The sequence below is a fragment of the Chromobacterium sp. FG89 genome (assembly GCF_057808735.1).
Map to the genome: position 1 here is coordinate 1 of NZ_JBMDIQ010000022.1, position 26,096 is coordinate 26,096.

A 26,096-nucleotide genomic window follows, 5' to 3' on the forward strand; every position below is an offset into this window, starting at 1 on the left:
GCCCCCCCCCCCACCACCAGCAAGATCAGATCGGCGCGCTTCAGCTGCACGAAGGCCTGCTGATTGTCGAGCAGCGCCGGCGCTTCGATCAGCGCCACCTCGCCGGCGGCGACGCGCGCGTCCCCGGCGGCCAGCCGCGCCGGCACGCCGCGCTCGGCCAGCACCCGCAAAAAATGGCCGGCGACGAAGCTGACGCCCTCGCCGCGCCGCGACGACGCCAGGCCGATGACCAGGCCGTCCCGCGCCAGCTTGTCGGCCGGCAACTGGCTGTACAGGCGATAGACGCTGGCCTCGAAGGCCGGCGGCAGGGTCCGCCCCGGCTCCAGCTCCATCAGCGTGCTCCACAGCGGCACGCCGAAACGGCGCTCTACGCCGCCGCCGTCGTGGATGCGTTGGTCCAGCAGATAGCACAGGTAAAGGGCGAACAGGCCCACCGCCAGGCCGGCCGGCACCGCGGCCAGCAGGATGGCCAGGCTCTTGGGAAACACGCGCGCCGGGCTGAAAGTGGCCTGCTCTATCACCGCGATATTGCTGATGCGGCTGTTGTCCAGCTCACGGTCGATGCGCGCCTTTTCCAGACTGTCGCGGTAGAGCAGGTAGTTCTTTTCCGCCACCGCCAGATTGCGTTCCAGCCGCGACAGCTCCGGCTCCACGCCGAGAATGCGCGCGCGCTCGTCCTTCAGCTCGGTGATGGCCTTGTCGTAAGCCGCCACCTTGGCCTTCAGCTCGCCGGCGCGCATGCCGCGCTCCAACTTGCCGCGCTCCAGCAGATTGACGAGATCGCTGGGCGCGCGGTTTTCCGAGCGCTGCACCGTGTCTTTTTCCCGGGCGATCAAGTTCTTAAGCGCGGCGATGTTTTCATCCAGTTCGCGGATGGGCGGCGCGTCCGGCAGATAGGTCTTGAGCTTGTCCAGCCGTTCCAGCTCCAGGCCGTTGAGCTTGAGCTTGAGGTCTTGCCGCGCCGGGTTCAGGCTCAGTTCGCGCTCCTTGACGATTTCGCGCGGCAGCTTGCCGCCGCTGGCCTGGGCGTTGGCGATGCCGCCCTGCATCGCCGTCCACTCCGCCTGATCGGCGCTGCGCGCCGCCTCCAGCTTGTTGAGCTGGTCGGTGAGGCTGTCCAGACGCTCCTTGGAGCTGATGCCGTCGATCTGGCGCAATTGCTGGCCGATCCGCTCCTTGTAGCCGGCGATCTGCTCGGCCAGCTTGCCGCTTTCGGTTTCGTAAAACGCGTACAGGCTTTTGCGCCCCAGCGCGCGGCTGCGCTCGTCGATATACAGCGCCAGCCATTTGTTCAGCACTTGCCGCGCCACCGCCGGATCGTCCCAGCTGAAAGCGATTTCCATCACCGCCGAGCCGCTTTGGTGGCTGACGCTGAATTGCTTTTCCAGCTTGGCGGCCAGCCGCTCCTGCGGCGTCTGCGTTTCCACCACCCCGATCAGGGCCAGCGCGTCGCGCGCGCCGTCCAGCACAGCGCCGGCCGCCTGCTTTAGCCGATGCTTGACGGTTTTCCACCAGCCTTGCGGCGGCGGAGAACGCATCTCGTTCAGGTAGTAGTCGGCCACTTGGTGGATGATGGGGCGGCCGGTCAGCAGCTTTTCCTCGTCGACGATGGGGTCGCGCTGAGTGCTGGGCGCCACCAGCGTCTGACGGTCGGCGTATTCGATCGGCAACGTACTGGTGTCGCGGCCGGGCTTGACCAGCAGCCGCGCTTCGGATTCGTAGCGGGCCGGCAGCAGGAAGGCGCCCAGCGCCGCCACCAGCACGGTGGCGACGAAGGCCCATTTGAACTCGCGCCGGAAGATGAAGAACAGGCGGGCCAGGTCGCGGAAGGAGCGGATTTCTATCATATCGCTATCGCCGGTGCGGACCAGGGGCTAGCCGCCGGCCTTGATGGTGGGGTTGTTCTGGATGTTGACGTTGTTGCTGCCCTTGCCGCCCAGGTCGTAATTCAGTCCTATGCCTATCGCCTTGGAGAAGGGCAGCAGCTGGTTGACGTACATGTCCACGCCTTCCACCGCCTTGCCGATGGCGGACTTGGGCACGAACACGATGTCGCCGCGCTGCAGCATCACCCCGCGCCGTCCGGCGGCCGGGTCCAGCATCCGCGCCAGATCGGTGAAATAAATCTGATACAGGCCGGTCTCGTCCATGCGCAGCAGCGCCACGTGCTCGCTGTCGGCGGACGGCAGCACGCCGCCGGCGCCTATCACCGCCTGTTCGATGCTGGCGGCGGCGCTCAGCTCGAAGGCGGACGGATTGCGCACCGCGCCGCCGACGAAGACGCGGTTGCCCGGCGCGATGGCGATGTTGACGGTGACTTGCGGCTGGCGGTACAGCGCGGACAGCCGCTCGGTGATCTCCGCCCCTATCTCCTCCGGCGTGCGGCCGCCGCCGCGGACCAGGCCGGCGTTGGGATAGGAAAAGCTGCCGTCCGGGCGCACGAAGAACAGCGCCATCTCGTCTTTTTCCGCCGGGGATTGCGCGTCGCGGACGATGCGCAGGGTGTCGCCGTTCATCACCCGCGTCGTCGGCGGCGGCAATTGGCTGATGTCGCGCAGCGCCAGCCGCCGCGCTTCCACGGTCTTGGCGTCCGGCAGCGCGATGGTGCTGGGGGTGGAACAGGCCGTCAGTCCGCCCAAAAGGGCGGACAACAAGACGGCGGCGAGCTTGGCGGTGGTCATCGCGTTCATTTCCAGTAAGCGGGGAACATGCTGAGGCGGCGCTTGAGCGCGCGCGGCAGCCAGCGTTCGACATGGCCCAGCCGGTAGCCGGCCAGCTTGAGCGCGCAGCGCAGCAACACTTCGGACTGCCGCCAGGGCTGGCCGGCGCGGCGAACCGTCTCCAGTTCCGAGCGCACAAAGCGCCGCCCTTCCGCGCCGGCGCGGCCGAAGCGTTCGGCGATCCAGCGCTCGCGGCCGTAAAACACGCCGATGTCGAAATAACGGCGCATTTCCTCCCACAGCCCGTAATCGTGGGAATGGTGGACGCAGGCGGCGGCTTCGTAGCGCACCGACCAGCCGGCCAGCAGCATGCGGCCGGCGACGTGGGCGTCTTCGGAGCCGATCACGTCCACGGGGAAACCGCCCACCCCGCGCAGCGCCTCGCGGCGATAAGCGGCGAAGGAGTCCGAGCTGAAACAGGTCTTGATGCCCAGCTCGGCGGCGTCGGCCAGCCGCTTGGTGCGGCTGAACGGCGGATAATTGAAGCGGCGCGCGTGCGCGCCCAGCAAGCCGGCGTCCGGCTGCGGCAGTTGACGGCCGTAGGCGACGCCGATGTCGTCCTCCGCCAGCAGCGCGTCGCGCAAGCGGCGCAGGGCGTCGGGGCCGGCGGGAATGGCGTCCTGGGTCAGATAGATCAGCACTTTGGCGTCGGTCAGCTCGCTGGCCAGCCGGCGGGTGCCGCCGTGATTGAAGTCCGCGGCGCGCACCGGCACCACGCTGGCGCCGGCGGCCAGCAGGCGCGCCCGGCTGCCGTCGCTGGACTCGCTGTCCAGCACCAGCCATTCGTCCGGGCGCAGGCTTTGCGCCGCCAGCGCCGGCAGCAGCCGGTCCAGATGGCGGCCGGCGTTGCGCACCGGCAGGATCAGCGCGGTTCGGCTCACGGCGCGGCCTCCGAACGGCCGTAGTCGTCGGCGAAGCGCACGATGTCGTCCTCGCCCAGGTATTCGCCGCTCTGCACCTCGATCAACACCAGGTCGATCAGGCCGGGATTGCTCAATCTATGGGTTTCGCCGGCGGGAATGAAGGTGGATTCATTGGTGTGCAGCAAGCGCTCTTCTTGGCCGTGGGTCACCATCGCCGTGCCGCTGACCACGATCCAGTGCTCGCTGCGGTGATGATGCATCTGCAAGGACAGCGCCGCGCCGGGCTTCACCACAATGCGCTTGATCTTGTAGCGCTCGCTGTCCGCCAGCACGGTGTAATGGCCCCAGGGCCGCTGCGAGCTCAGGTGCAGCCGCCAGGCCGGGTGGTTCTGCTCCTGCAGCCGCCGCGCCAGCTCCCTCACGTCCTGGCTGCGCTCGCGCTTGGCCACCAACAAGGCGTCCGGAGTGTCCACCACCGCCAGATTGTCCACGCCCAGCATCGCGATCAGCCGGCCGCGGCTCTGGATGAAGCAATCCCGGCTGTCCCGCAGCAAGGCGTCGCCGCTGACGCGGTTGCCGTCCGCGTCGGCCGGGAACTGCTCGGCCAGGCTGTCCCAGTTGCCGATATCGCTCCAGCCCAGCTCGCAGCGCACCACCGCCGCGGCGCGGGTATGCTCCATCACCGCGTAGTCGATGGAAATATCCGGGCAGCGGCCGAAGCGCTCATGCTCAAGCGCGCGCAGCCTGTGGTCCGCGTGCGGGGACGCCGGGCTGTGCGCCAGGCAGTCCCGCACCGCCGCCAGCACCTGGGGCGCGTGTTCGGCCAGTTCTGCGCACAGCGCGGCGGCGGAAAAACAGAACATGCCGCTGTTCCACAGATGACGGCCGCCGGCCAGATAGCTCTCGGCGGCGGCGCGGTCCGGCTTTTCCACGAAACGCGCCACCTCCTGGCCGTCGACGCCGATCGCCGCGCCGGCCTCGATATAGCCGAAGCCGGTTTCCGCGCGGCTGGGCGTCAGGCCGAAAACGACGATGCGGCCGGCGGCGGCCAGCCGCACGGCCTTCTCCACCGCGGCGGCGAAAGCGGCTTCGTCGGCGATCAGATGATCCGCCGGCAACGCCAGCAGCAGCGGATCGGCCTCCGGCTCGCGCTCCAGCAGGTCCGCGGCGGCCGCCGCCAGCGCCGGCGCGGTGTTGCGCCCTTCCGGCTCCAGCAGCAGCTCCAGCGCCAGTCCACCGGCGTTGACCGCCCGGCATTCGTCCAGGGTGCGCAGCTGCGCCTGCTGATTGGTGATGATCATCACCCGTTTCACCCCCGGCAGGCGCGCGGCGCGCAGAAAGGCTTTCTGCAACAGGCTCTGATCGTCGGCCAGCCGGATGAAGGGCTTGGGAAACGCTTGCCGGGACACCGGCCACAAACGGGTGCCGGCGCCGCCGGACACGATGCAGGGAATCAGTTCTGGTCTTGGGCTTTGCATGGCGGCCTCAATAGGCTTCGTCGGCCGAGAGCACGGCCGGCAGGGTGCGGATCAGGATGTAGGCGTCGAACCACAGCGACCAGTTCTCGATGTATTCGAGATCGTGCGCCACCCGGCGCTCTATCTTGGTCAGCGTGTCGGTCTCGCCGCGGTAGCCGTTGACCTGGGCCCAGCCGGTAATGCCCGGCTTGACCCGGTGGCGGGCGGAATATTCCGCCACCGCGTCCTCAAACAAGACGCCGGCGGCCTTGGTGGCGGTGGCGTGCGGACGCGGCCCCACCATGGACATGCTGCCGCCCAGCACATTGAGCAATTGCGGCAACTCGTCCAGGCTGGTCTTGCGGATGAAACGGCCGACGCGGGTCACGCGCGGATCGCGGCGGGTGGTTTGCGCCTCGGCGTCCGCGTCGGCCTGCTCCACGTACATGGAGCGGAATTTGTAGACCTCGATCAGGCGGTTGTTGTAGCCGTAGCGCCGCTGCCGGAACAACACCGGCCCCGGCGAGTCCAGCTTGATCGCCGCGGAGATCAACAACATCAGCGGCGCGGCCAGCGTCAGCGCGCAAGCGGCCAGCAACACGTCCTCGCAGCGCTTGAGCAAGGGCGACCAGCCCTTGAGCGGCCGCTCGGAAATATTGAACATGGGCAGCCCGGCCACCGCGCTCACCCGATGATGGGCGTGCCGCAAGCCCGCCATGTCCGGCGCCAGCAGCACCGTCACCGGCAAGCGCCGCAGCAGGCTGACCAAATCCCCCATCCGCTTGACCGCCGCCCAGGGCAGCGCCACCAGGATTTGCTGCACCTCGCCCTCGCGCACCATCGCCTCCAGCCGCTGCATGCCGCCCAAATAGGGCAGGCCGGCCATCGCGTGCTGCAAACGGTCGGAGCGGTCGTCGACAAAACCAATCACGCAAGCGCGGATGTCCGCGTTCTCCCGCAGGAAACCGGCCAGCAAGTGGCCGCTGGCGGTACAGCCCAGAATCACCGTGCGCTGCAGGCCCACGCCGCGGCGCACCAGCCGGCGGCACCAGACATGCACCAGCAAGCGCTGCGACAGCAAGAGCGTCAGCGTCGCCGCGAACCAGACCGGCCACAGCCGGTCCGGCAAGGCCGCCAGCGCCGGCGACAGCCCGCGCGCCAGCCACAAGACCGCAAACAGCAGCGCGCACGCCGCGGCCAAGGGCCGCAAACGCAACTGACGCAGAAACATGCCGCCGCCGTAGACGCCAAAGGCCTGAAAAGACAGCAAGGCCAGGACGCCGGCAAGCAGCAAGACCTGTACGGCCTGCCCGCGGGCCTCCGCCGAAACCGGCTCAAGCAGCAGCAAAACGCAGCCGGGCGCCAACACCATCGCCAAATGCGTCAGCCGAGCCAGCAGCCGCAGATAGGTCAAGGTCTCGGGGTAGAACTGCACCAAGCTGTCCACATTGCGAATTCGCATCACATAAACCGTTAAGTTTAATTTGCTTAAACAAAAACGCCTTTTCAGTTTAAAATTTTGCTTAAATGTCTTTAAATCTTTTACGCAATATCGCAGCAAAGCTTCTCCGACGCAACCAGATTTGCGTTACAGTTTGAAATCTGTTGTCAAAAAGAATGTAAAGCGGGCGCTCAAGCTGACTGCGCGGCGATTTATCGATTAAAATCACGACATCACCCCAGAAGGAACGATGCGATGTATCAGTCCGATTTCACCCAATTCATCAACGGCTTCCTGGAAGAACATCCGGAAGTGGACAGCCAGCGCCGCGAACTGCGCCTGACCCTGTGGGATCGTCAAGTGAACGCCGACGACCAGGAACGCTGGAAAGAATCCCGCGTGCCGCAGCAGCCCTATGTTTACCAGCCGGAATAAGCCCGGCTCCCCGCCTGACCCGACGCCCGCGCCGCGGGCGTTTCCGATTGCACTGCACACCCCATGACCAGCCGCACCGTGGCGCTAGACGGCGCCTTGCACGATTACCTGCTGAACATCAGCCTCAGCGAACACCCGGTGATGCGCGATCTGCGCGAATTCACCGCCACCCACCGCATGGCCAAAATGCAGATCGCGCCGGAACAGGGCCAGTTCATGGCCTGGCTGGCGCAGCTGATAGGCGCGCGCCGCTATCTGGAGATCGGCGTATTCACCGGTTACAGCGCGCTGGCGGTGACGCTGGCGATGCCGGAAGACGGCCGCACGCTGGCCTGCGACGTCAGCGAAACCTTCACCGCCGTCGCCCGCGACTACTGGGCCCGCGCCGGCGTCGCCGAGCGCATCGAACTGGTGTTGCAACCGGCGCTCGCCACCTTGCGCGAGCAGCTGGACGCCGGCCAGGCCGGTCAGTACGACCTGGCCTTCATCGACGCGGACAAGCCTGCCTACCGCGACTATTACGAAGCCTGCCTGCAGCTGGTGCGCCCCGGCGGCGTGATCGCCATCGACAATATTTTCCTGTCCGGCCGCGTGGTGGAGCCCAAGCCGGAAGACCCGCCCGGCGTGCATCTGATGCACGACTTCAACGCCGGCCTGAAGCACGACCCGCGCATCCGCATGTGCGTGCTGCCGGTGGGGGACGGGCTGACCCTGTGCACGCGGCTGGCCTGAGCCCCACAGGCGACCGTGGCCATGAACTTTTCATGATCCGCCGCGGTCTGATCCGCTTCCCCCGGACACCTAGACCGGAGCCCGGTGTATCATGACCGCTTGCCAACGCTAACAGACGCTCCATGCTCAATCGCCGTCCCCGCCGCCAGATGAACCAGATGAACGTCGTGCCTTACATCGACGTGATGCTGGTGCTGCTGGTCATCTTCATGGTGACCGCGCCGATGTTCACGCCCGGCGTGATCGAAGTGCCCAGCGTGTCCCAGGCCGCCAGCATCGACACCCGTCCGCTGGAAGTGACCGTGGACGCCCAGGGCAAGATCCAACTGATAGACAACGACCGCAAGACCGACGTCGCCTCCGTCGCCGACCTTGCGGTGCAAATCCAGGCCTTGGGCGCGGCCGAACGCCCGGTGGCCATCTCCGCCGACGCCAACCTCAAGTACGCCGAAGTGGTGCAGATCGCCGACAAACTCCACCAGGCCGGCGTCAAGCGCGTGGCGCTGACGGTCAAGCAGCAGAAGCAGGGATGATGGCCGCAGTGTCCACCTCGCCGCGTCCTTGGTCGCTGATCGTTTCGGTACTGCTGCACGTCGCCGTGGTCGGCCTGCTGCTGTGGGGCGGCTTCCATTCCCAAACCCTGCAGGAACAGGCGCCGGTGGCGCTGGAGCTGTGGACCACCGCGCCGCCACCGCCCGCGCCGACCGCGGTGGCCGAACCCAAGCCCGCGCCGGTGGCGGAACCGCCGCGCCCCGCCGTGGCCGAGCCGCCGGCCGACGTCAACTTGGGCCGCGACAAGAAACCGCCGGAACCGCCCAAGCTCAAACCGGAACCCAAGCCCGAGCCTAAACCGGAGCCCAAGCCGGAACCGGCGAAGAAGCCCGAAGCGAAAAAAGCGGACAAGCCCGCCGAGAAAAAACCGGAGGCCAAAGCGCCGCCGGCGCCGGCCGCCAAACCGCAGGCCAAGCCCAAACCGTCCAAAACCTACAACCCGGAAGCCGACGACCTGTTGGCCAGCCTGGACAGCCCGCGCACCAGCGGCAAGGCCAATGCGCGCAGCGATCAGGCCGGTTCGCCCAACGGCGTGGCCGGCGGCGCGGCCAACGGCTCGTCGACGGCCAAGGCCGGCTGGATCAGCCGGGTCAAGGCCAAAGTCACCCCGCTGGTGCAAGTGCCGCCGGAACTGAGCGGCAACCCCAAAGTGGTGTTGCAGGTCAGCCTGCTGCCCTCGCTGGAAGTGAACCGGGTGCAGCTGCTGCAAAGCAGCGGCAGCAAGGCTTACGACGACGCGGTGCAAAGGGCGATCTGGGAAGCGAAAACCTTCCCGGCGCTGCCGCCCGGCGCCAATTTCAACGATGGCTACCGGCAGTTCAAGATGGAGTTCCGGCCCAAGTCATAAGGCGGACCAAACACAAGCCATGATGGACCGGCTGCGGCGTCGCCTCATGCCGATAGACTGATTCGAGGGAACTAATGTCCAGCTTCAAAACTCTGTTGAATATGCTGCTCGTCACGCTGGGCCTGATGGCCGCAGGCGGCGCGCAAGCGGAAATGACCATCGAGATCGTCGGCGGCGGGGCCAATCGCCACGCCATCGCCATCGCGCCGTTCAAGGACGAAGCCAACGCCCAGGGCGGCCTGAGCCCGGTGATCAAGAACGATCTGACGATTTCCGGCGTCTTCCGCATGGTGGACGCCGCCGGCGTGGCCAATACGCCGTTTGAGCCCGCCGACATCCGCTACCCGCTGTGGCAGGCCGCCGGCGCGCAGTCCGTCGCCATCGGCAAAGTGGAGGCGGCGAGCGGCGGACAGTTGAAAATCAGTTTCCGGCTGATGGACGTCGCGCAGAAGAAGCAGCTGACCGGCGGCGAATTCACCGTCACCCCGGACCGCACACGCCAGGTGGCGCACGCGATCGCCGACATGATCTACGAGGCGATCACCGGCCAGAAAGGCTTCTTCAACACCCGCATCGTTTACGTGCTGAAGACCGGCGGCAGCTATCTCTTGCAAGTGGCGGACGTGGACGGCGGACGCGCCCAGACCATTCTGCGCTCCAGGGAGCCCATCATCTCCCCCAGTTGGAGCCCGGACGGCGGACGCATCGCCTATGTGTCGTTTGAAAGCAAGAAGCCGGTGGTCTGGGTGCAGAGCCTGGCCACCGGCCAGCGTTTCGCCGCCGCCAACTTCAAGGGCAGCAATTCCGCGCCGGCCTGGAGCCCGGACGGCGGCAAGCTGGCGGTGGTGCTGACCACCAGCGGCAATTCGCAGATTTACGTGATCAACGCCAACGGCGGCGGCGGCGGCGCGCGCAGGCTGATGTACAACGGCGGCATCGACACCGAGCCCACATGGAGCCCGGACGGCGGCAGCTTGTACTTTGTCTCCGACCGCGCCGGCGGCCCGCAGATTTACCGCGTGTCCGCCGATGGCGGCAACGCCCAGCGCGTCACCTGGGAAGGACGCTACAACGTGTCGCCCAAGGTGTCGCCGGACGGCAAGACCCTGAGTTACATCCGTCGCGAGGGAGGCAACTTCCGCGTGATGGCGCAAGACCTGGCCACCAACGACAGCCGCGCGCTGTCGGACAGCGGCTACAACGAACGCCCAAGCTTCGCCCCCAACGGCCGCATGGTGCTGTACGCCAGCGACGCCGGCGGCAAGAGCGTGTTGTACGCCGCCACCACGGATGGCAGCAGCAAAGTGAAATTGGCCGTGATCAACGGCGATGTACAGGACCCGGCTTGGGGCCCATTTAATCGTCCTTAATTGGAGCTATTGATATGAACTGGAAACAACTCGTCCTCGGCACCGCCACCGTTACCCTGCTGGCCGCCTGCGCCAGCACCAAACCGGCTGACACCACCGCCGGCACCCAGCAGCCCACCACGCCGCAGACCACCGCGCCGGTGGACACCGGCAGCGGCAACCAGAACCAGGTGTCCGTGGATCCCTTGAACGATCCCAACAGCCCGCTGGCCAAGCGCAGCGTCTACTTCGGCTTCGACTCCTCCTCCGTTGACGCCAGCGGCAAGCCGGTAGTGGAAACCCACTCCGCCTACCTGAAGCAGAACGCTGACAAAAAAGTCATCATCCAGGGCAACACCGACGCCCGCGGCAGCCGCGAATACAACCTGGCCCTGGGTCAGCGTCGCGCCGAAAGCGTGAAAAAGGCGATGGAAGTGCTGGGCGCCAAGGAAAGCCAGCTGGAAGCGGTCAGCTTCGGCAAGGAAAAACCGCGCGCCACCGGCAACACCGACGCGGACTTCGCCGAGAACCGTCGCGCCGACATCGTGTACCAAGGCCACTAAGCCCAAACCGCCGGCCCGACTCAGGGCCGGCTTTTACAGCCGGACATCGGGCGGATGCGTTTTCACGCGCTTGCCGTTAAGATATCCGGCTGTATTCATTGCCACCCACCTTACAAGCGTCGTCCCCTCCGGGCCGGACGGCGGGACATCCCGGGACAACCATGAAACGGCTCACCCTCTGCAGCGCGCTCTTGCTGGTTCTCACCGGCTGCGCCACCACCGGCGATCTGGAAGAAACCCGCCGCCAGCTGGACCAAGTCAACCGCCAGGCGTCCACCCGGCTCAATGAAGTGGAAAGCAAGCTTTCCAATGAAAAGCTGTTGGAAATGGTCAGCCAGCTGGAAGCGATGAAGGCCGAAGTGGCCAAGCTGCGCGGCGACGTGGAAGTGCTGAACTACAATCTGCAAACCACGCAGAAGCGCCAGAACGATCTGTACAACGATCTGGACGGCCGATTGGGCCATCTGGAAAACAGCGGCGCCAAGCCCATGCCCGCCACGCACGGCGACGCGGCCTCCGGCTCCGCGGACGGCGGCGCCGCCACCAGCCCGGATTACGACAAGGCGCTGAACCTGCTGCGCGCTCGCGACTTCGCCAAAGCCGCCGACGCGCTGCGCGGCTTCATCGAACAAAACCCGCAAGCGCCGCAAGTGGCGGAAGCCACTTACTGGCTGGGCGTATCCCACACCGCGCTGCGCCAATACGACGCCGCCATCGACATCCATCGCCGCTTCGTCGAGCAGTTTCCGGACAACCACTTCGCGCCGGAAGCCCTGCGCAATATCGGCAATTGCCAGCGCGACCTAGGCCAAATGGACCAGGCCAAAGCCACTTACAAACGCCTGATCAAACTGTATCCCAAGACGGACTCCGCCCAAAAAGCGCGCCAACAACTGGCAAAAATGTAACACCCCGGCCGGCTCCCCTCCGGCCGTCATGCCCCATTTTGAAGCCAGCCCGCCGCGGCTGGCTTTGTCTTCCGCGTCGTTTCCGTCGCCGGCAAATAGCTGATTTTTCAATAAAAAATTAAAACACAAATAATTATAACCAATGGTTATCCGCTCGCCGCACCAAAATGGCGCAGCGCTCCGCCTCCCCCTCCCTCCGCCGCCTCCGCTCCCGCTTGCCTTATCCATGCGTTTTCTCTACCAAACATGCTTATCGCATGACAATATATTCGTTCTGGGTTTAAACCCAGGATAAAAATACAAACGACAAGATCTACAAAGGAGTTACCCGTGATGAGAACCACACAAGCAAGCGGAACCCAATGGTTCCGGCTTGGCGCTATCGCCGTGGGCGTAGCGCTGATCGGCGGCCTGTCCGGCTGCGAAGACGACGGCAGCGGCAGCCAGCCCGGCGACGGCTCCAGCCATCATGGCGGCAGCGGCCGCCTGGCGGTGGACATCTTCGGCAACCGCGGCGGCGTGCTGACCGCGGTGCCCAGCGGCCTGTGCCTGGGCCAGCCCCGCGTGCAATGGAGCAACGGCGCCCGCGGCTTCAGCGCCGAAGACAGCGCGCCGGACCAGCCGCTGACCGCCACCGTCAGCTGCGCGCTGACCAGCGCCAGCCAGACCCTGGTGCCGCAGAACGTGTTCAGCGCGCCGTCGGTGTTCGCCGTGCTCAAGGCGGACCGCACGCTGGCGGTCTGGGGCAGCCGCCGCCTGGGCGGCGACACCTCCGCCCTGCCCGCCCAACCCAAGGACGTGGTGGCGGTGGCCGGCAATGAACGCGCGATGGCCGCGCTGCAGGCCGACGGCACCGTCGTCGGCTGGGGCCGCGCCGGCTCCGGCGCCAGTTTCGCCGGCCCGGTGGGCGTAGGCAGCGCCGACGCCACCTCCCCGGTGGCGCCGCTGGGCAAGATCGCCAAGCTGTGGCCCACCAAACGCGGCTTCGTCGCGCTCAACGGCGACGGCAGCGCCACCAGCTGGGGCAATATCGAAACCACCTTCGACGGCAGCGGCGGCTCCAAATCCATCTCCTCCTACTTCGACGCCGCCCGACTGGCCGCGCTGAAGGACGTCGCCAGCGTCAGCCACAATCTGGGCGCGGTGGCGGTGCTGAAGAAGGACGGCAGCGTGCTCGCCTTCGGCGATCCCAATTCCGGCGGCGACGCCTCGCCGCTGGCCGCCAAACTCAACAATGTGGCCAGCATCGCCGCCACCGATTACAACTTCGCCGCGCTGAAAAAAGACGGCAGCGTGGTGGTGTGGGGCCTGAACTGGGACGGCCAGACCAGCGACTACTACGACGGCAGCGAGCCCATGCCCGCCGGCGTCAGCGCCGTGCAGACCAACCTCAACGTCTTCGCCGCGCTGAAGCAGGACGGCTCGGTGGCCACCATAGGCAGCGCCTATTTCGACCGCGGCGCCGACACCGGCCCGGTGGCCGGCAACCTGGCCGGCGTGGCCAAGCTCTACGCCAGCAAGACCGCCTTCGCCGCCTTGCGCAAGGACGGCAGCGTGGTCACCTGGGGCGACAGCGCCCGCAACGACGCCAGCGGCGTGCAACACCAGCTCAACCGCGTGCGCGCCATCGCCTCCACCGAACTGGCCTTCGCCGCGCTGCGTCAGGACGGCAGCGTCGTGACCTGGGGCGACGAACTGCGCGGCGGCGACAGCAGCGCGGTGCGGCACCGCCTGCGCGATGTGGTGGCCGTGTTCGCCAACGACTACGCCTTCGCCGCCTTGAAGGCCGACGGCAGCGTGGTCACCTGGGGCGCGCCCACCCACGGCGGCGACAGCTCCGCCGTCCGCTCGCGCCTGGTCAATATCCGCGCCATTTACAGCACTCCGCTCGGCGGCTTCCTCGCCGTGGCCAAGGACGGCAAGTTCGTCGCCTGGGGCAGCCCGTCCGCCGGCGGCAATGCCCCGGCCGGCCTCGCCGCCATCCCCTACGTCAAGAACTAAGCCGTCGCCGCATTGGAGCAATAACACATGAACCGCAAAACCTCGCTGTCCCTGCTGACCGCCGCGCTGCTGGCCGGCGCCGGCGCCGACATCGCCGCCGCGGCGCCCTCCGCCGCCGGCATCACCGGCATCATCGTCAAATACCACAGCGTCTCCCAGCTGCAACTGACCCAGGCTCGCATCGCCAACGGCGGCCGCGCCCCGTCCAGCCGCCCGGCGGATTTCGCCGCCCGCACCCAACGCGTGCAGCAACTGAGCGGCAGCCCGCTGCAATTCCATCACCAGATGGGCACCGGCGCCTACGTCTATCAAAGCGGCAAGGCGATGAGCGTGGCCGAGGCCCAGACCCTGGCGCGCAAGATCCAGCAAGACCCGGCGGTGGAATACGCCGAGCCGGACTTCGTCATGAGCCCCAACTACCTGCCCAGCAGCCCGCTCTACGCGGCCAAGCAATGGGATATGCAGGCCAGCGCCGGTGAGCCGGGCGCGATGAACCTGCCCGCCGCCTGGGACCTGTCGCTGGGCGCCGGCGTCACCGTGGCGGTGCTGGACACCGGCTATCGTCCGCACGCCGACCTCAAGCCCAATCTGCTGGAACCGGGCTACAACTTCATCTCCGATCCCAAGCGCGCGCGCCTGCCGGCGGTGGCGCAGACCAATGCCGACGGCAGCCCGCTGCTGGACAGCAACGGCCAACCGGTGCAAAACGCGCGCACCAACAACGGCCTGGATCAGGGCGATTACAGCGACGGCAGCCTGTGCCGCGCCGGCAACAGCAGCTGGCACGGCACTCACGTGGCCGGCACCATCGCCGCGGCCGCCGGCGACGCCAACGGCCTGACCGGCGTGGCGCCCAAATCCAAGCTGCTGCCGCTGCGCGTGCTGGGCCAATGCGGCGGTGCCAGCTCGGACATCGCCGACGCCATGCTGTGGGCGGTGGGCGCCACCGTGCCCGGCGCGCCGGTCAACGCCAATGTGGCGCGGGTGCTGAGCATGTCGCTGGGCGGCGCCCAGCCGTGCAGCCGCACCTATCGCGACGCCATCCAGCAGGTCAACGCCCGCAACGGCGTGGTGGTGGTGGCCGCCGGCAACGCGATGAAGAACGTGCGCAACACCAACCCGGCCAGCTGCCCCGGCGTGATCACCGTCGCTTCCAACGGCAAGTCCGGCGGCATCGCCTCCTACTCCAACTACGGCGCGATCACCACCGTCACCGCGCCGGGCGGCGATCTCAACATCGGCGACCCCGGCATCTACTCCACGCTGAACAGCGGCGCCACCGTGCCGGGCGCGGACAGCTACGCCGCCTTCCAGGGCACCTCCATGGCCACGCCCCACGTGGCCGGCCTGGTGGCGCTGATGCTGTCCTCCAACCCCAGCCTCAACTGGAAAGCGGTGCGCAACATCCTGATCAAGACCGCCCGCCAACCGGCGGCGGATTGCGAAGGTTGCTCCGCCGGCATCACCGACGCGGCGGCGGCGGTGCGCGCGGCCAAAGCCAACTAAGCCGGCCGGCGGTCGGCGCCCCGGCGCCGGCCGCCGGTTCGCTTGCGGCTTCCTTTCCCTGCACACCGGGAGCCTGCCGCCGCGGCTCTGGCCCAAAACCAGACGGCGGCGGCTTTTTTCTCAACGCTTTCAGGGCGCGCTTACGATCTCGCGAACCAAGACATGACATGGCGTTGCGGCGGGGAAAGCGGAATGCGCACACGGTACACGAGCATTTTGAATGCCATACTCACCGTGCCACGTCTCACGACGCGCAGCAGATCGTAAACAGGTTCTTAGGTATCATTCAGTATCCAAACCCATCCCGCCGCGAGCCCGCCATGCCTCTGCCCACCCCGCCCCTGCCGGATTCCCTATCCCTTGCCGCCTTCCTCCTATTGGCCCTGGCCCTGCTGGCCGAAAGCCTGCGCCTGCGCTGGCCCTCCCGCCTGGCCGCGCTCAGCAGCGCCGGCGTCGCCGTCGCCTGCGGCCTGGTGCAGCCCTTGGGCGCCGCGGCCCTCCTCGCCGCCCTCGCCGTCAGCCTGGCCGCGCGCCACTACCGGCGGCCGGAGCTGTGGCTGGTCTGGATCGCGCTGCTGCTGGCGCTGGCGCTGCACGCCTTGCCCGGCTTCGACAACCCCTTGCTGTGGCAGGGCCTGAGCACGCCGAACAGCGCGCCCTACCGGCTGTACTGGAGTTACGACAAGGGCGCCGCCGGCTGGCTGCTCTTGATAGTGCTGGCCGCCAGCCCGCAAGTGGAACGGCGCTGGGGCCCGGCGGCGGCCGGCGTCGGCGCGCTGCTGCTGCTGGTCGTGCTGGGCCTGGCCAGCGTGGCCGGCGTCATCGCCTGGGCGCCGAAATGGCCGCATTGGCTGCTGCCCTGGCTGTTCGCCAACTTCTTCCTGGTTTCGCTGGCGGAGGAAGCCTTCTTCCGCGCCGGCCTGCAACGCTGGCTGGAGTTGCGCACCGAACCCTTTCCCGCCCTAATGGCCGCCGCGGTGGCCTTCGGCCTGGTCCACGTCGCCGGCGGCTGGGTCTGGGTGGGGCTCGCCACCCTGGCCGGCCTGGGTTACGGCCTGGTCTACGCCGCCACCCGCCAGGTCTTGTGGGCGGTGCTGGCCCATGTCGCCTTCAACGCTGTGCACCTGATTCTGTTCACTTATCCGCGGCTGATGTGATATGCCCTAAGTACCTTGATGTCAAAATAAAAAACCATAACGGCAGCAGGCCCCAATCGGGTAAAATCCCGGCTTTAGCCTCAACCAGCGAGCTTCTCCGCCATGATTGAAGTCGGCATCGTGATGGGTAGCAACAGCGATTGGGAAGTCATGCAGAACGCCGCCCGCGTGCTCAAAGACTTCGGCATCGCCTGTGAAACCCGCGTCGTCTCCGCCCACCGTACTCCCGACCTGCTGTTCCAATACGCAGAAACCGCTGCCGAGCGTGGCCTGAAGGCCATCATCGCCGGCGCCGGCGGCGCCGCCCACCTGCCGGGCATGCTGGCCGCCAAGACCCATGTGCCGGTGCTGGGCGTGCCGGTGCCGTCCAAATACCTGCGCGGCGAGGATTCCCTGCTCTCCATCGTGCAAATGCCCAAGGGCATCCCGGTGGCCACCTTCGCCATCGGCGAGGCCGGCGCCGCCAACGCCGCGCTGTTCGCCGTGGCCATGCTGGCCGCCACCCGCCCGGAACTGGCGGAACAACTGATCGCCTTCCGCCGCAAGCAAGAAGAAACCGTGCTGGCGATGACCCTGCCGGAGATCGAATAATGGCCGCCATCCTGCCCCCGGCGATGCTGGGCATCCTGGGCGGCGGCCAGTTGGGCCGCATGTTCGCCGTCGCCGCCAAGACCATGGGCTACCGCGTCACCGTGCTGGACCCGGACGAAGCCGCGCCGGCGGCGGACTTCGCCGACCGCCACCTGTGCGCGCCGTTCAACGATCCCGCCGCGCTGGAAGACCTGGCCAAGAGCTGCGCCGCCGTCACCACCGAATTCGAGAACGTCAACGCCGACGCGATGCGCCTGCTGGCCAAGACCACCCGCGTGTCCCCGTCCGGCGACTGCGTCGCCATCGCCCAGGACCGCATCGCGGAAAAAGCCTGGATCGCCAAGGCCGGCCTGCCCACCGCGCCCTATCTGGCCATCCAGAGCGTGGAAGACATCCAGGTCGAACTCTCGCCCTATCTGCCCGGCATCCTGAAAACCGCGCGTCTGGGCTACGACGGCAAAGGCCAGGTGCGGGTGAGCACCGCGGCCGAGGCGCGCGCCGCCTACGCCAATCTGGGCGGACAGGCCTGCGTGCTGGAAAAAATGCTGGACCTGCAGCTGGAAGTGTCCGCCATCGTCACCCGAGTCAGCGCCACCCAGAGCGCGGTGTTCCCGGTGGCCGAGAACATCCACGCCGACGGCATCCTGGACGAATCCATCGTGCCGGCGCGCATCAAGCCGGCGCTGGCGGCCGAAGCGCAAGCCATGGCGATGCGGCTGGCCGAGGCACTGGACTACGTTGGCGTGCTGGCGGTGGAATTCTTCGTGCTGGCCGACGACAGCCTGGTGGTCAACGAGATCGCGCCGCGGCCGCACAACTCCGGCCATTACACGCTCACCGCCTGCCTGACCGACCAGTTCCAGCAACAGGTGCGCGCGATGTGCGGCCTGCTGCCGGGCCGCACCGACCTGCTCAGCCCGGTGGTGATGGTCAATCTGCTGGGCGATGTGTGGAAGGACAACGGCGCCCAGCCCAATTGGGACGTGCTGGCGGAAGCGCCCAACGCCCAACTGCATCTGTACGGCAAGAAAAGCGCGCGCCCCGGCCGCAAGATGGGCCACTTCAATGTGATGGCGGCTACGGCCGACGAAGCCTTGGATCAGGCCCGGGCCTTGAAGGATACCTTGTAAGCAGATGGCGAAGCTTTCCGGCTTCGCCATTTTTTCGCCATGAAGCTGAACGGACTGAATCACCTGACCCTGGCGGTGCGCGATCTGGAGCGCGCCTGGGACTTCTACGCCCTCACCCTGGGTTGCCAGCCCCATGCGCGCTGGGACGGCGGCGGCTACCTGAGCCTGGACGGCCTGTGGCTGTGCCTGTCCTTGGACCCGGCCGCCGCACCAGCCCCCGGCTACACCCACTACGCCTTCGGCGTGGACGCCGCCGACTTCCCGGCCTGGCGCGAACGCCTGGCCGCCGCCGGCGTCCGCCAATGGCGGGACAACCGCAGCGAAGGCGACTCGCTCTACTTCCTGGACCCGGACGGCCATCAACTGGAACTGCACGTCGGTACGCTGGCCTCGCGGCTGGCCGCCTGCCGCGCCCGGCCTTACGCCGGCATGCGCTTCTTCGACGAGGCGCCGGCATGAACGCCGACATCGCCGCGCTGCGCGCCGGACTGAGCGCCGCCGCCGTCCCGGAACAGGCCGCGCCGATGCGCGCCTATATGCGCGAGCAGTTCGACTTTCTCGGCGTGCCCACGCCGGCGCGCCGCAAGGTCTCCACGCCCTGGATCCGCGCGCTGAAGACCCAAACCGCGGAATACTGCCTGGAACTGGCCGAACAACTGTGGCGGCAGCCGGAACGCGAATTCCAATACGCGGCGGTGGACCTGCTGACCGCGCGCGCCGAGGCACTGCCGGCCGCCAGCCTGCCGCGGCTGCTGACCCTGGCCGCCGCCAAGCCCTGGTGGGACTGCGTGGACGGCTTGGCCGCCTGGGTGGTCGGCACGCTCGCGCGCCAACACCGCGATCTGCAACACGATATGGACGCGCTCAGCGGCGACGCCGACTTCTGGCTGCGCCGCGTCGCCATCCTGCACCAGCTGCGCTGGAAAACCGACACCGACGCCGAACGCCTGTTCCGCTACTGCGCCGCCAATGCCGGCGACGCCGAATTCTTCATCCGCAAGGCCATAGGCTGGGCCTTGCGCGAATACGCTTACACCGACGCCCGCGCCGTGCGCGCCTTTGTCGCGGCCACGCCGCTATCCGGGCTCAGCCGGCGCGAAGCCTTGAAACACATTGCCCGCTCCACCGAGGATTTCCGATGACCGGACTCAACACCACCCAACTGACCAGCTTGAAGAAAATCTACTCCGGCAAGGTCCGCGACCTGTACGAGATCGACGACCAGCGCATGCTGATGATCGCCACCGACCGGCTGTCCGCCTTCGACGTGATCCTGGACGATCCCATTCCCGGCAAGGGCCAGATCCTCACCGCCATCTCCAACTTCTGGTTCGACAAGCTCAAAGAGCTGGTGCCCTGCCACCTGACCGGCGACGCGCCGGAAGACGTGGTCTCCGCCGCCGACCTGCCGCAAGTGACCGGCCGCGCCGTGGTGGCCAAGCGCCTGAAACCAGTGCCGATCGAAGCAGTGGTGCGCGGCTACCTGGCCGGCTCCGGCTGGAAGGAATACCGCCAGAGCGGCACCGTCTGCGGCCTGGCGCTGCCGGCCGGCCTGCGCGAGGCCGACAAGCTGCCCGAACCCATCTTCACCCCGTCCACCAAGGCGGCGGTGGGCGACCACGACGAAAACATCAGCTACCAGCGCTGCGAAGAAATCGTCGGAGCCGAACTGGCCGCCCAGGTGCGCGACACCGCGATCAAGCTCTACCGCGCCGCCGCCGAATTCGCCGCCAGCCGCGGCATCATCATCTGCGACACCAAGTTCGAGTTCGGCCTGGACGAAAACGGCGTGCTGACGCTGATGGACGAGGCGCTGACCCCGGACTCCAGCCGCTTCTGGCCGGCGGACAGCTACGCGCCGGGCGGCAACCCGCCGTCCTTCGACAAGCAGTTCGTCCGCGACTGGCTGGAAGCCTCCGGCTGGAACAAGCAGGCGCCGGCGCCGACGGTGCCGCTGGAGGTGCGCGAGAAGACCGCGGCCAAGTATAAGGAAGCGCTGGACAGGCTGACCGCCTAAGCGCCTGTTTACCTTGCCGGGTACTTTCGAATCCGCTTCGCGGATGATGATTTAGGGCCGGTTCCGCCCGGCAAACGGAAAGGGAGATTTGCGCGGCCAAATCTCCCTTTACCCTAAAGGCCGCCCTGCAAGCCTGGCCTACGGCTTCCCGCCGGGTCCCGTCAGGCCCGAGGCGCGGCTGAACTCGCACCGCGCTAACGTCGCGGTGCTCGAACAAACAGCCGCTTAAAACCTCGGGCCTGCCACCCATCGGCAGGCTTGAAGGGAGTTGGGGCGCGTCGAATACGCGGTTTCCTGAGTATTGAATAATGTTTCAACACACTGCCGGAAAATCGTAAGCACATTCTCCGAGCCAGCACCAAGCCCCGCCCCGGCGGGGCTTGCTTTTTAAGCCGTTTCATATGACATTGGCGACTCAATCCCGCGACAGGAAACCCCGATGAAAACCGCCCTGCTGATCATCGACGTGCAAAGCGGCATGTTCGACCACGAACCCCGCGCCGACCACGCCGACGCCGTCATCGCCCGCCTCAATCAACTGGCCGCCGCCGCGCGCGCGGCCGGAACGCCGGTGGTCTGGGTTCAGCATGAACGCGCCAGCGCGCCGCTGATCCACGGCTCGGCGGAATGGCAACTGGCCCGCGGCCTGGACGCCCAGCCGGACGACCACTACCTGCGCAAGACCACGCCGGACTCCTTCCTGCGCACCGGCCTGCATCAGCAACTGCAACAATGGGGCGTCGGCCAACTGGTCATCGCCGGCTACGCCAGCGAATTCTGCATCGACACCACCACCCGCAGCGCGGCGGCCCACGGCTACGCCATCATCCTGGCCAGCGACGCGCACACCACCCACGACAAGGACCACGCCAGCGCCGCCCAGATCCGCGCCCATGAAAACGCCACCCTGCCCAAGCTGGGCAGCTTCGGCGTGCCCATCCTGCTGCGCGCGGCGGCCGAGATCGCCTTCCCCGCCAGCGCCTGACCGCTCCGCATGCCCATCGCCCAGCCCACCCTCAACACGCCGCGCCTGCTGCTGTTGCCGGCTCAGCCGGCGCAGGCGCGCGCGATGCTGGATTTCCACGTCCGCAACCGCCAGCACTTCGAACCCTGGGACCCCAAGCCCGGCGACATGTTCTTCACCGAGCTGTACTGGACCATGCAGCTGCGCCAGCGCGCGCGCGACTGGGAAGAAGGCCGCGGCGGCCGCTTCCTGCTGGCGCTGCACGCCGAGCCGGAACGGGTGATAGGCAGCGTCGGCCTCAGCAATATCAGCCGCGGCGCCTTCCAATCCTGTCACCTGGGCTATGGGCTGGACCAGCACTGCCAAGGCCAGGGCCTGATGCGCGAAGCGCTGGAGGCGGTGATACGCTGCGCCTTCGACACCCTCAGGCTGCACCGGGTCCAGGCCAACTACCAGCCCCACAATCTGCGCAGCGCCGGCCTGCTCAAGCGGCTGGGCTTCGAGATCGAAGGCCACGCCAAAAACTATCTCTATCTGAACGGCGCCTGGCGCGACCACGTGCTGAGCTCGCGGCTGAATCCGGACTTCGACCCGGAACACATGCTGGCCTGAGCGCCTGTCCACCATCCGCTGCGCATCAGTAGGACGAGTAGCCACGCTAAAAGCCTGTGCACGACCTGTTCAGTGTTTTGGCCCTGGCTTGGCGCACAGGACACCGCCGATCCGAAGCTCTCCAAGACCTCCGCGTGGGTATCGCTGCGCTCCACCCACCCTACCCCTGGCAAACGGTCGTGCGTAGGGTGGGTGGAGCCGCAGGCGATACCCACCGGCACCCGCGGTTGAGGATCACGCCAACCAAAACGAAACAAGGCCTTGCTCGCGACACGCAACGGATCGTAAACAGGTTCTAAGACGTCACCGTCTCCAGCCTCTCCATCGCCCCCTGCAAACGCTGCTGCAAAGGCTCCAGCAAGGCCCACAAGGCCTTGCCGCGCACTTGCGCGTTTTCGGTGTGACGCAGCATCAACAGCACCGCGCCCAAGGCCTCATTGCATTGACGCAGCTCTTCGGCGATATCGTCGTAATGCTCGCAGCAACGGGCTAAATGAATCAGAACGGGATCGATGGCGGCAAGCGCAGTATTTTCCGAACGCAGACCTTGCAGATGTTTGACGGTCTTGATCAGACGGCTGGCCGCTGGGAGAGCGGCTGGAGATTGAGCGGCCTCCTTGGGCGGAGGCGGTTTGGAAAGCAGGGATAGAACTGACAATATCGGCATGACGGGCTCCTACTGAACAGAGCGCCTGCCACCCCGCTTCCAATCAAGATGGGCAGGCATATGGCAGGGTTGGAAGACAGGCGAGTAGGAGCCAGCAGGCCAAAGGCCTCCCTGCCATAACCTGCCCTGATGGGCGCAGCTATAGCGTGGCATTGGGATGGTGAATCCCTCCTACTCAATTCAGGCTTCCATTCCTGATGCCGCGCTGTATGAAACGGCACGCGGCTCATGGTGCCCACCCAGCTTGGTCTGGTCAAGCGCGGCGCGTCCGGGAAGGCCTAGCAAAACGGCCCCCACCCCATGGCGGCGAACAGGCCAGGACATTTGGATAGCGCTTGCCAGCATCCTTGCGCCATGTTCTGCTGTGAAGCCGCTGCTTCGCCGCAACCCTGATGCCGCGGCGCAGTCAAAACAGGCCATAAAAGGGCTCAACACCATGCAAACCTTCCATCTGAACGCCGACGACGGGGAAATCCTGCACGCCGCCTGCTGGCTGCCGGACGGCGCGCCGCGCGCCGTGGTGCTGATCTCCCACGGCATGAGCGAATACGCGGTGCGCTACCACCGCTTCGCCCAGACCCTGAGCGCAGCCGGCTACGCCGTCTACGCCCACGACCATCGCGGCCACGGCGCCGCGCCGCGGCTGCGCGGCCATTTCGCCGCCGACAGCGGCTGGGACAAGGTGGTGGCCGACGTGGACACCCTGCGCCGCCACGCCGCGGAACGCCATCCCGGCCTGCCGGTGGCGCTGTTCGGCCACAGCATGGGCTCCTTCATCGCCCGCGCCTATTTCCTGCGCCACGGCGCGGCGCTGTCCGGCCTGATCCTGTCCGCCACCGGCTACCGCCAGCGGCCGCTGGCCTGGCTGCTGCGCGGCCTGGCTCGGCTGGTGGCCCGCTTCGGCAGCCCGGAACGCCCCAGCCGGCTGCTGGCGCGGCTGGTCTTCGGCAGCTTCAACCTGGGCTTTCTGCCCGCCCGCACCGGCATGGACTGGCTGAGCCGCGACCCGGCGGAAGTGGACAAATACCTGGCGGACCCGCTATGCGGCTTCGACCCCTGCCCCGGCCTGTGGATAGATTTGTTCGGCGGCATCATCGCCATGGAACGCGGCGAGGCGAGCGGCGACAGCCTGCCGCGCCGCTGTCCGGTCTGGCTGCTGGCCGGCAGCCGCGACCCGGTCAGCCTGGGCAAGCTGGGCCTGGGCCAGCTGGAAATCCGCTACCGCGAAGCCGGCCTGCTCGATGTGCAGACCACGGTCTACCCCGGCGGCCGCCACGAAATGCTGAACGAAACCAACCGCGTGGAAGTGGAGCAGGACATGCTGCGCTGGCTGGAGCGGATCAGCGCGCAGCCGGCCAGTTAGACAGGAGCATTGAAACCAGCGCCCAAGCGCGCCGGCGCGAATTGGACTAAAATCCGGCGATTCGTTTTTCGCAGGAGGCCGCCATGAGCCTGATTCCCGAGATCAAACCGCAGCAATCGCTGGAACTGCTCAAAGAGCTGCACATCCTGACCCGCGACGGCAAGATCAACCAGGACACCCGCCGCAAGCTGAAACAGGTTTACCACCTGTACCAGTTCATCGAGCCGCTGATGGCCGATGTGCTGGCGGAAAAAGGCGAGATGAGCCTGGCCGACCACGGCGCCGGCAAATCCTATCTGGGCTTCATCCTTTACGACCTGTTCCTGAAGGACAAGGCCGCCGGCAGCGTCTACGGCATCGAAACCCGGCCGGAACTGGTCAGCCGCTCGCAAGAGTTGGCCGCCCGCCTCGGCTTCGAACGCATGGGCTTCTTGAACCTGAGCGTGGAACAGTCGATCACCTCGGAGCAATTGCCGGAGCAGGTGGACATCATCACCGCGCTGCACGCCTGCAACACCGCCACCGACGACGCCATCCGCTTCGCGCTGGCCAAGAACGCGCGCTACATCGTGCTGGTGCCCTGCTGCCAGGCGGAAGTGGCCGGCGTACTGCGCCAGAAGAAAAACCAGAGCTTCGGCCTGACCCCGCTGTCCGAAATGTGGCGCCACCCCATCCACACCCGCGAGTTCGGCAGCCATCTGACCAATGTGCTGCGCTGCCTGCAACTGGAAGCGCGCGGCTATCAGCTCACCGTCACCGAGCTGGTGGGCTGGGAACACTCGATGAAGAACGAGCTGATCATCGCCAAGTACACCGGCCAGCGCAAAAACAGCGCGCGCGAACGCCAGGAGGCGATTCTGAAAGAGCTGAACCTGGAAGACCTGCGCGAGCGCTTTGTGTACTAAAAGCCGCTTCAAAGTCCGCTGCGCTCCGCGAAGCCATCCCCCGATGGGATTTCCGCGTGGGTATCGCTACGCTCCACCCACCCTGCCTATAACGAGCAATCGCTCCTAGGGTGGGGGAGCCGCAGTCGGCCCCCCTTCCCGCCACTGACGCCTGTCGCCTCGGCCCGTTTCCGGGCCCTGAGCATAATGGGAACGACGCACCCGGACCGCCCCGCGCGGCCGGTCCCGCCCCCGCCCGCTTCTCCTCCCGCCTCAGATTCTTCCGAGCGTTTCTCCGCGTCCGCCGGGGGCCCTTCCCAGGAGCCCGACATGAATATCAGCGCCAACGGCGTCAAACTGATCCAGCAATTCGAAGGCCTGCGCCTCAAGGCCTACCAGGACGCGGTGGGCGTCTGGACCATAGGCTACGGCCACACCGGTCCGGACGTGACGCCGGGTCTGGTCATCAGCCAGGCCCAGGCCGACGCGCTGCTGGCGCGCGATTTGAACCGCTTCGAAACCGGCGTCTCCCGGCTGGTTCAGGTGCCGCTGAACCAGAACCAGTTCGACGCGCTGCTCAGCTTCAGCTACAACCTGGGCCTGGGGTCGCTGCAGAACTCCACCCTGCTGCGCCTGCTTAATCAGCGCGACTACGCCGGCGCCGCCTCCCAGTTTCCGCGCTGGAACAAGGCCGGCGGCAAAGTCCTGCCCGGCCTCACCCGCCGCCGCGCGGCGGAGCAGGCGCTGTTTCTGCAACCGGTCTGAGCACGTGGTCTGAGCCATGAAAAAAGCCCAAGCGTTTGCTTGGGCTTTTTTTGGGAACGCGGCGGGCTCCGCCGCGCCGCCGCCGTGTCTTATTGCGGCGACTGCACCAGTTGGGACTCTTTCACCCCTTTTTGACCTTCAGCCTCGTCAACGCTCTGCAGCTTGTTGCGAGCGTACAGCACGCCCATCTTCACTTCCTGCCAAACGTAGTAAATCTTGCCCGCCACCATGTCCAGGGTCAGACTGGAATCGTTCTCGGCCTTGCCCACCAGCGTGTGCGAACCCGGCTCCAGATCGGCCATGATGTAGGTTTTGGCCACGGTGTCGCCCAAGGCCTTGTTGTCGGCCAGAACATTCATTTTCACGGCGGCGCCCATCGCCTCGTTGCGATAGATGTAGACGCGAGCCTTGGCCGGCTGGGCGTTGAACTGCTTGGCTTGAGCGTCCGCCTCGGGCGTGGCCAGCGTGGTGGAAGCGCAGCCGGACAGCAGGGCCAACAGAGAAGCAGCGGCAAATAGTTTTTTCACGGAAAGTTCTTTCTTATATTTAAATGGTATGGCGGCGGGGATTCT

27 protein-coding genes are annotated in these 26,096 nt (G+C 66.7%); 20 read left to right on the top strand and 7 right to left on the bottom strand.

Features of this window, described 5'->3' with window-relative positions; translation table 11 throughout:
- The 5 genes from ACODRW_RS18970 to ACODRW_RS18990 all read right to left on the bottom strand — a co-directional run.
- A partial coding sequence (locus tag ACODRW_RS18970) for a GumC family protein (protein WP_488906453.1) occupies positions 1-1,847 on the bottom strand: 1,847 nt, incomplete at its 3' end.
- A 27-nt stretch (positions 1,848-1,874) separates the two neighbouring features.
- Positions 1,875-2,681, bottom strand: a complete 807-nt coding sequence (locus tag ACODRW_RS18975; RefSeq protein WP_227106300.1) for a polysaccharide biosynthesis/export family protein — start codon at positions 2,679-2,681, stop codon at positions 1,875-1,877.
- 5 nt (positions 2,682-2,686) lie between these two features.
- Positions 2,687-3,601 carry a glycosyltransferase family 2 protein gene (locus ACODRW_RS18980; RefSeq protein WP_235085160.1) on the bottom strand — a complete coding sequence of 305 codons (915 nt, stop codon included), beginning with the start codon at positions 3,599-3,601 and terminating at the stop codon, positions 2,687-2,689.
- Entirely contained in the window at positions 3,598-5,061 is a 1,464-nt protein-coding gene (locus ACODRW_RS18985; protein WP_488906454.1) for a mannose-1-phosphate guanylyltransferase/mannose-6-phosphate isomerase, read from the bottom strand. Before ACODRW_RS18985 ends, ACODRW_RS18980 begins: the two co-directional genes overlap by 4 nt.
- Positions 5,062-5,068: 7 nt before the next feature.
- A complete protein-coding gene (locus tag ACODRW_RS18990; protein ID WP_488906455.1) occupies positions 5,069-6,502 on the bottom strand; it encodes an undecaprenyl-phosphate glucose phosphotransferase in 1,434 nt (477 codons plus the stop codon).
- A 234-nt stretch (positions 6,503-6,736) separates the two neighbouring features.
- Between ACODRW_RS18990 and ACODRW_RS18995 the strand changes: the two genes are divergently transcribed.
- The 17 genes from ACODRW_RS18995 (at position 6,737) to ACODRW_RS19075 (ending at position 21,845) form a co-directional block, all read left to right on the top strand.
- Positions 6,737-6,916, top strand: coding sequence for a DUF3460 family protein (locus ACODRW_RS18995; protein ID WP_235085168.1), 180 nt, complete (start codon positions 6,737-6,739; stop codon positions 6,914-6,916).
- 63 nt (positions 6,917-6,979) lie between these two features.
- Positions 6,980-7,648, top strand: coding sequence for a class I SAM-dependent methyltransferase (locus ACODRW_RS19000; protein WP_488906456.1), 669 nt, complete (start codon positions 6,980-6,982; stop codon positions 7,646-7,648).
- A gap of 122 nt (positions 7,649-7,770) precedes the next feature.
- Complete coding sequence (locus tag ACODRW_RS19005) at positions 7,771-8,181, top strand: biopolymer transporter ExbD (protein WP_227106289.1); 411 nt, start codon at positions 7,771-7,773, stop codon at positions 8,179-8,181.
- On the top strand, positions 8,178-9,047 hold the full coding sequence (locus ACODRW_RS19010) for an energy transducer TonB (RefSeq protein ID WP_488906457.1): 870 nt from the start codon (positions 8,178-8,180) through the stop codon (positions 9,045-9,047). The genes ACODRW_RS19005 and ACODRW_RS19010 overlap by 4 nt, the downstream gene beginning before the upstream one ends.
- 74 nt (positions 9,048-9,121) lie before the next feature.
- A complete protein-coding gene (gene tolB, locus ACODRW_RS19015) occupies positions 9,122-10,417 on the top strand; it encodes a Tol-Pal system beta propeller repeat protein TolB (protein ID WP_488906458.1) in 1,296 nt (431 codons plus the stop codon).
- A 14-nt stretch (positions 10,418-10,431) separates the two neighbouring features.
- Positions 10,432-10,959 (top strand): peptidoglycan-associated lipoprotein Pal, encoded by a 528-nt coding sequence (gene pal, locus ACODRW_RS19020; RefSeq protein WP_107801475.1) that lies wholly within the window; start codon positions 10,432-10,434, stop codon positions 10,957-10,959.
- Positions 10,960-11,120: 161 nt separating this feature from the next.
- The gene (gene ybgF / locus ACODRW_RS19025) at positions 11,121-11,867 is read left to right on the top strand and encodes a tol-pal system protein YbgF (RefSeq protein WP_107801474.1); all 747 of its coding nucleotides are present in this window, start codon (positions 11,121-11,123) and stop codon (positions 11,865-11,867) included.
- 333 nt (positions 11,868-12,200) lie between these two features.
- A complete protein-coding gene (locus tag ACODRW_RS19030; protein WP_146176773.1) occupies positions 12,201-13,868 on the top strand; it encodes an RCC1 domain-containing protein in 1,668 nt (555 codons plus the stop codon).
- Between the two features lie 27 nt (positions 13,869-13,895).
- Positions 13,896-15,374 carry a S8 family peptidase gene (locus ACODRW_RS19035; protein WP_488906459.1) on the top strand — a complete coding sequence of 493 codons (1,479 nt, stop codon included), beginning with the start codon at positions 13,896-13,898 and terminating at the stop codon, positions 15,372-15,374.
- 320 nt (positions 15,375-15,694) lie between these two features.
- Entirely contained in the window at positions 15,695-16,531 is an 837-nt protein-coding gene (locus ACODRW_RS19040; RefSeq protein WP_488906460.1) for a CPBP family intramembrane glutamic endopeptidase, read from the top strand.
- 102 nt (positions 16,532-16,633) lie between these two features.
- Positions 16,634-17,122 carry a 5-(carboxyamino)imidazole ribonucleotide mutase gene (gene purE / locus ACODRW_RS19045; RefSeq protein ID WP_191186231.1) on the top strand — a complete coding sequence of 163 codons (489 nt, stop codon included), beginning with the start codon at positions 16,634-16,636 and terminating at the stop codon, positions 17,120-17,122.
- Positions 17,122-18,252: a 5-(carboxyamino)imidazole ribonucleotide synthase gene (locus ACODRW_RS19050; RefSeq protein ID WP_488906461.1), complete on the top strand. Its 1,131-nt coding sequence runs from the start codon at positions 17,122-17,124 to the stop codon at positions 18,250-18,252. The genes purE and ACODRW_RS19050 overlap by 1 nt, the downstream gene beginning before the upstream one ends.
- A gap of 39 nt (positions 18,253-18,291) precedes the next feature.
- A complete protein-coding gene (gene fos / locus ACODRW_RS19055) occupies positions 18,292-18,711 on the top strand; it encodes a fosfomycin resistance glutathione transferase (RefSeq protein WP_486636321.1) in 420 nt (139 codons plus the stop codon).
- Positions 18,708-19,394: a DNA alkylation repair protein gene (locus ACODRW_RS19060; protein ID WP_488878011.1), complete on the top strand. Its 687-nt coding sequence runs from the start codon at positions 18,708-18,710 to the stop codon at positions 19,392-19,394. Before fos ends, ACODRW_RS19060 begins: the two co-directional genes overlap by 4 nt.
- The gene (locus ACODRW_RS19065) at positions 19,391-20,269 is read left to right on the top strand and encodes a phosphoribosylaminoimidazolesuccinocarboxamide synthase (RefSeq protein ID WP_235085181.1); all 879 of its coding nucleotides are present in this window, start codon (positions 19,391-19,393) and stop codon (positions 20,267-20,269) included. Before ACODRW_RS19060 ends, ACODRW_RS19065 begins: the two co-directional genes overlap by 4 nt.
- A 439-nt stretch (positions 20,270-20,708) precedes the next feature.
- Positions 20,709-21,254, top strand: a complete 546-nt coding sequence (locus ACODRW_RS19070) for a cysteine hydrolase family protein (RefSeq protein WP_107801465.1) — start codon at positions 20,709-20,711, stop codon at positions 21,252-21,254.
- A gap of 9 nt (positions 21,255-21,263) precedes the next feature.
- Entirely contained in the window at positions 21,264-21,845 is a 582-nt protein-coding gene (locus tag ACODRW_RS19075; RefSeq protein ID WP_253315352.1) for a GNAT family N-acetyltransferase, read from the top strand.
- Between the two features lie 295 nt (positions 21,846-22,140).
- Here ACODRW_RS19075 and ACODRW_RS19080 read toward each other — a convergent pair whose 3' ends face one another.
- Positions 22,141-22,512: a hypothetical protein gene (locus ACODRW_RS19080; protein WP_235085189.1), complete on the bottom strand. Its 372-nt coding sequence runs from the start codon at positions 22,510-22,512 to the stop codon at positions 22,141-22,143.
- Positions 22,513-22,948: 436 nt separating this feature from the next.
- Between ACODRW_RS19080 and ACODRW_RS19085 the strand changes: the two genes are divergently transcribed.
- The 3 genes from ACODRW_RS19085 (at position 22,949) to ACODRW_RS19095 (ending at position 25,524) form a co-directional block, all read left to right on the top strand.
- Positions 22,949-23,875 carry an alpha/beta hydrolase gene (locus ACODRW_RS19085; RefSeq protein ID WP_488906462.1) on the top strand — a complete coding sequence of 309 codons (927 nt, stop codon included), beginning with the start codon at positions 22,949-22,951 and terminating at the stop codon, positions 23,873-23,875.
- Positions 23,876-23,958: 83 nt separating this feature from the next.
- Positions 23,959-24,780 (top strand): class I SAM-dependent methyltransferase, encoded by an 822-nt coding sequence (locus tag ACODRW_RS19090; protein ID WP_107801461.1) that lies wholly within the window; start codon positions 23,959-23,961, stop codon positions 24,778-24,780.
- Between the two features lie 309 nt (positions 24,781-25,089).
- Positions 25,090-25,524 carry a lysozyme gene (locus ACODRW_RS19095; RefSeq protein ID WP_488906463.1) on the top strand — a complete coding sequence of 145 codons (435 nt, stop codon included), beginning with the start codon at positions 25,090-25,092 and terminating at the stop codon, positions 25,522-25,524.
- An 89-nt stretch (positions 25,525-25,613) separates the two neighbouring features.
- Here ACODRW_RS19095 and ACODRW_RS19100 read toward each other — a convergent pair whose 3' ends face one another.
- Positions 25,614-26,051, bottom strand: coding sequence for a DUF2846 domain-containing protein (locus tag ACODRW_RS19100; protein WP_200123092.1), 438 nt, complete (start codon positions 26,049-26,051; stop codon positions 25,614-25,616).
- Positions 26,052-26,096: the final 45 nt, after the last annotated feature.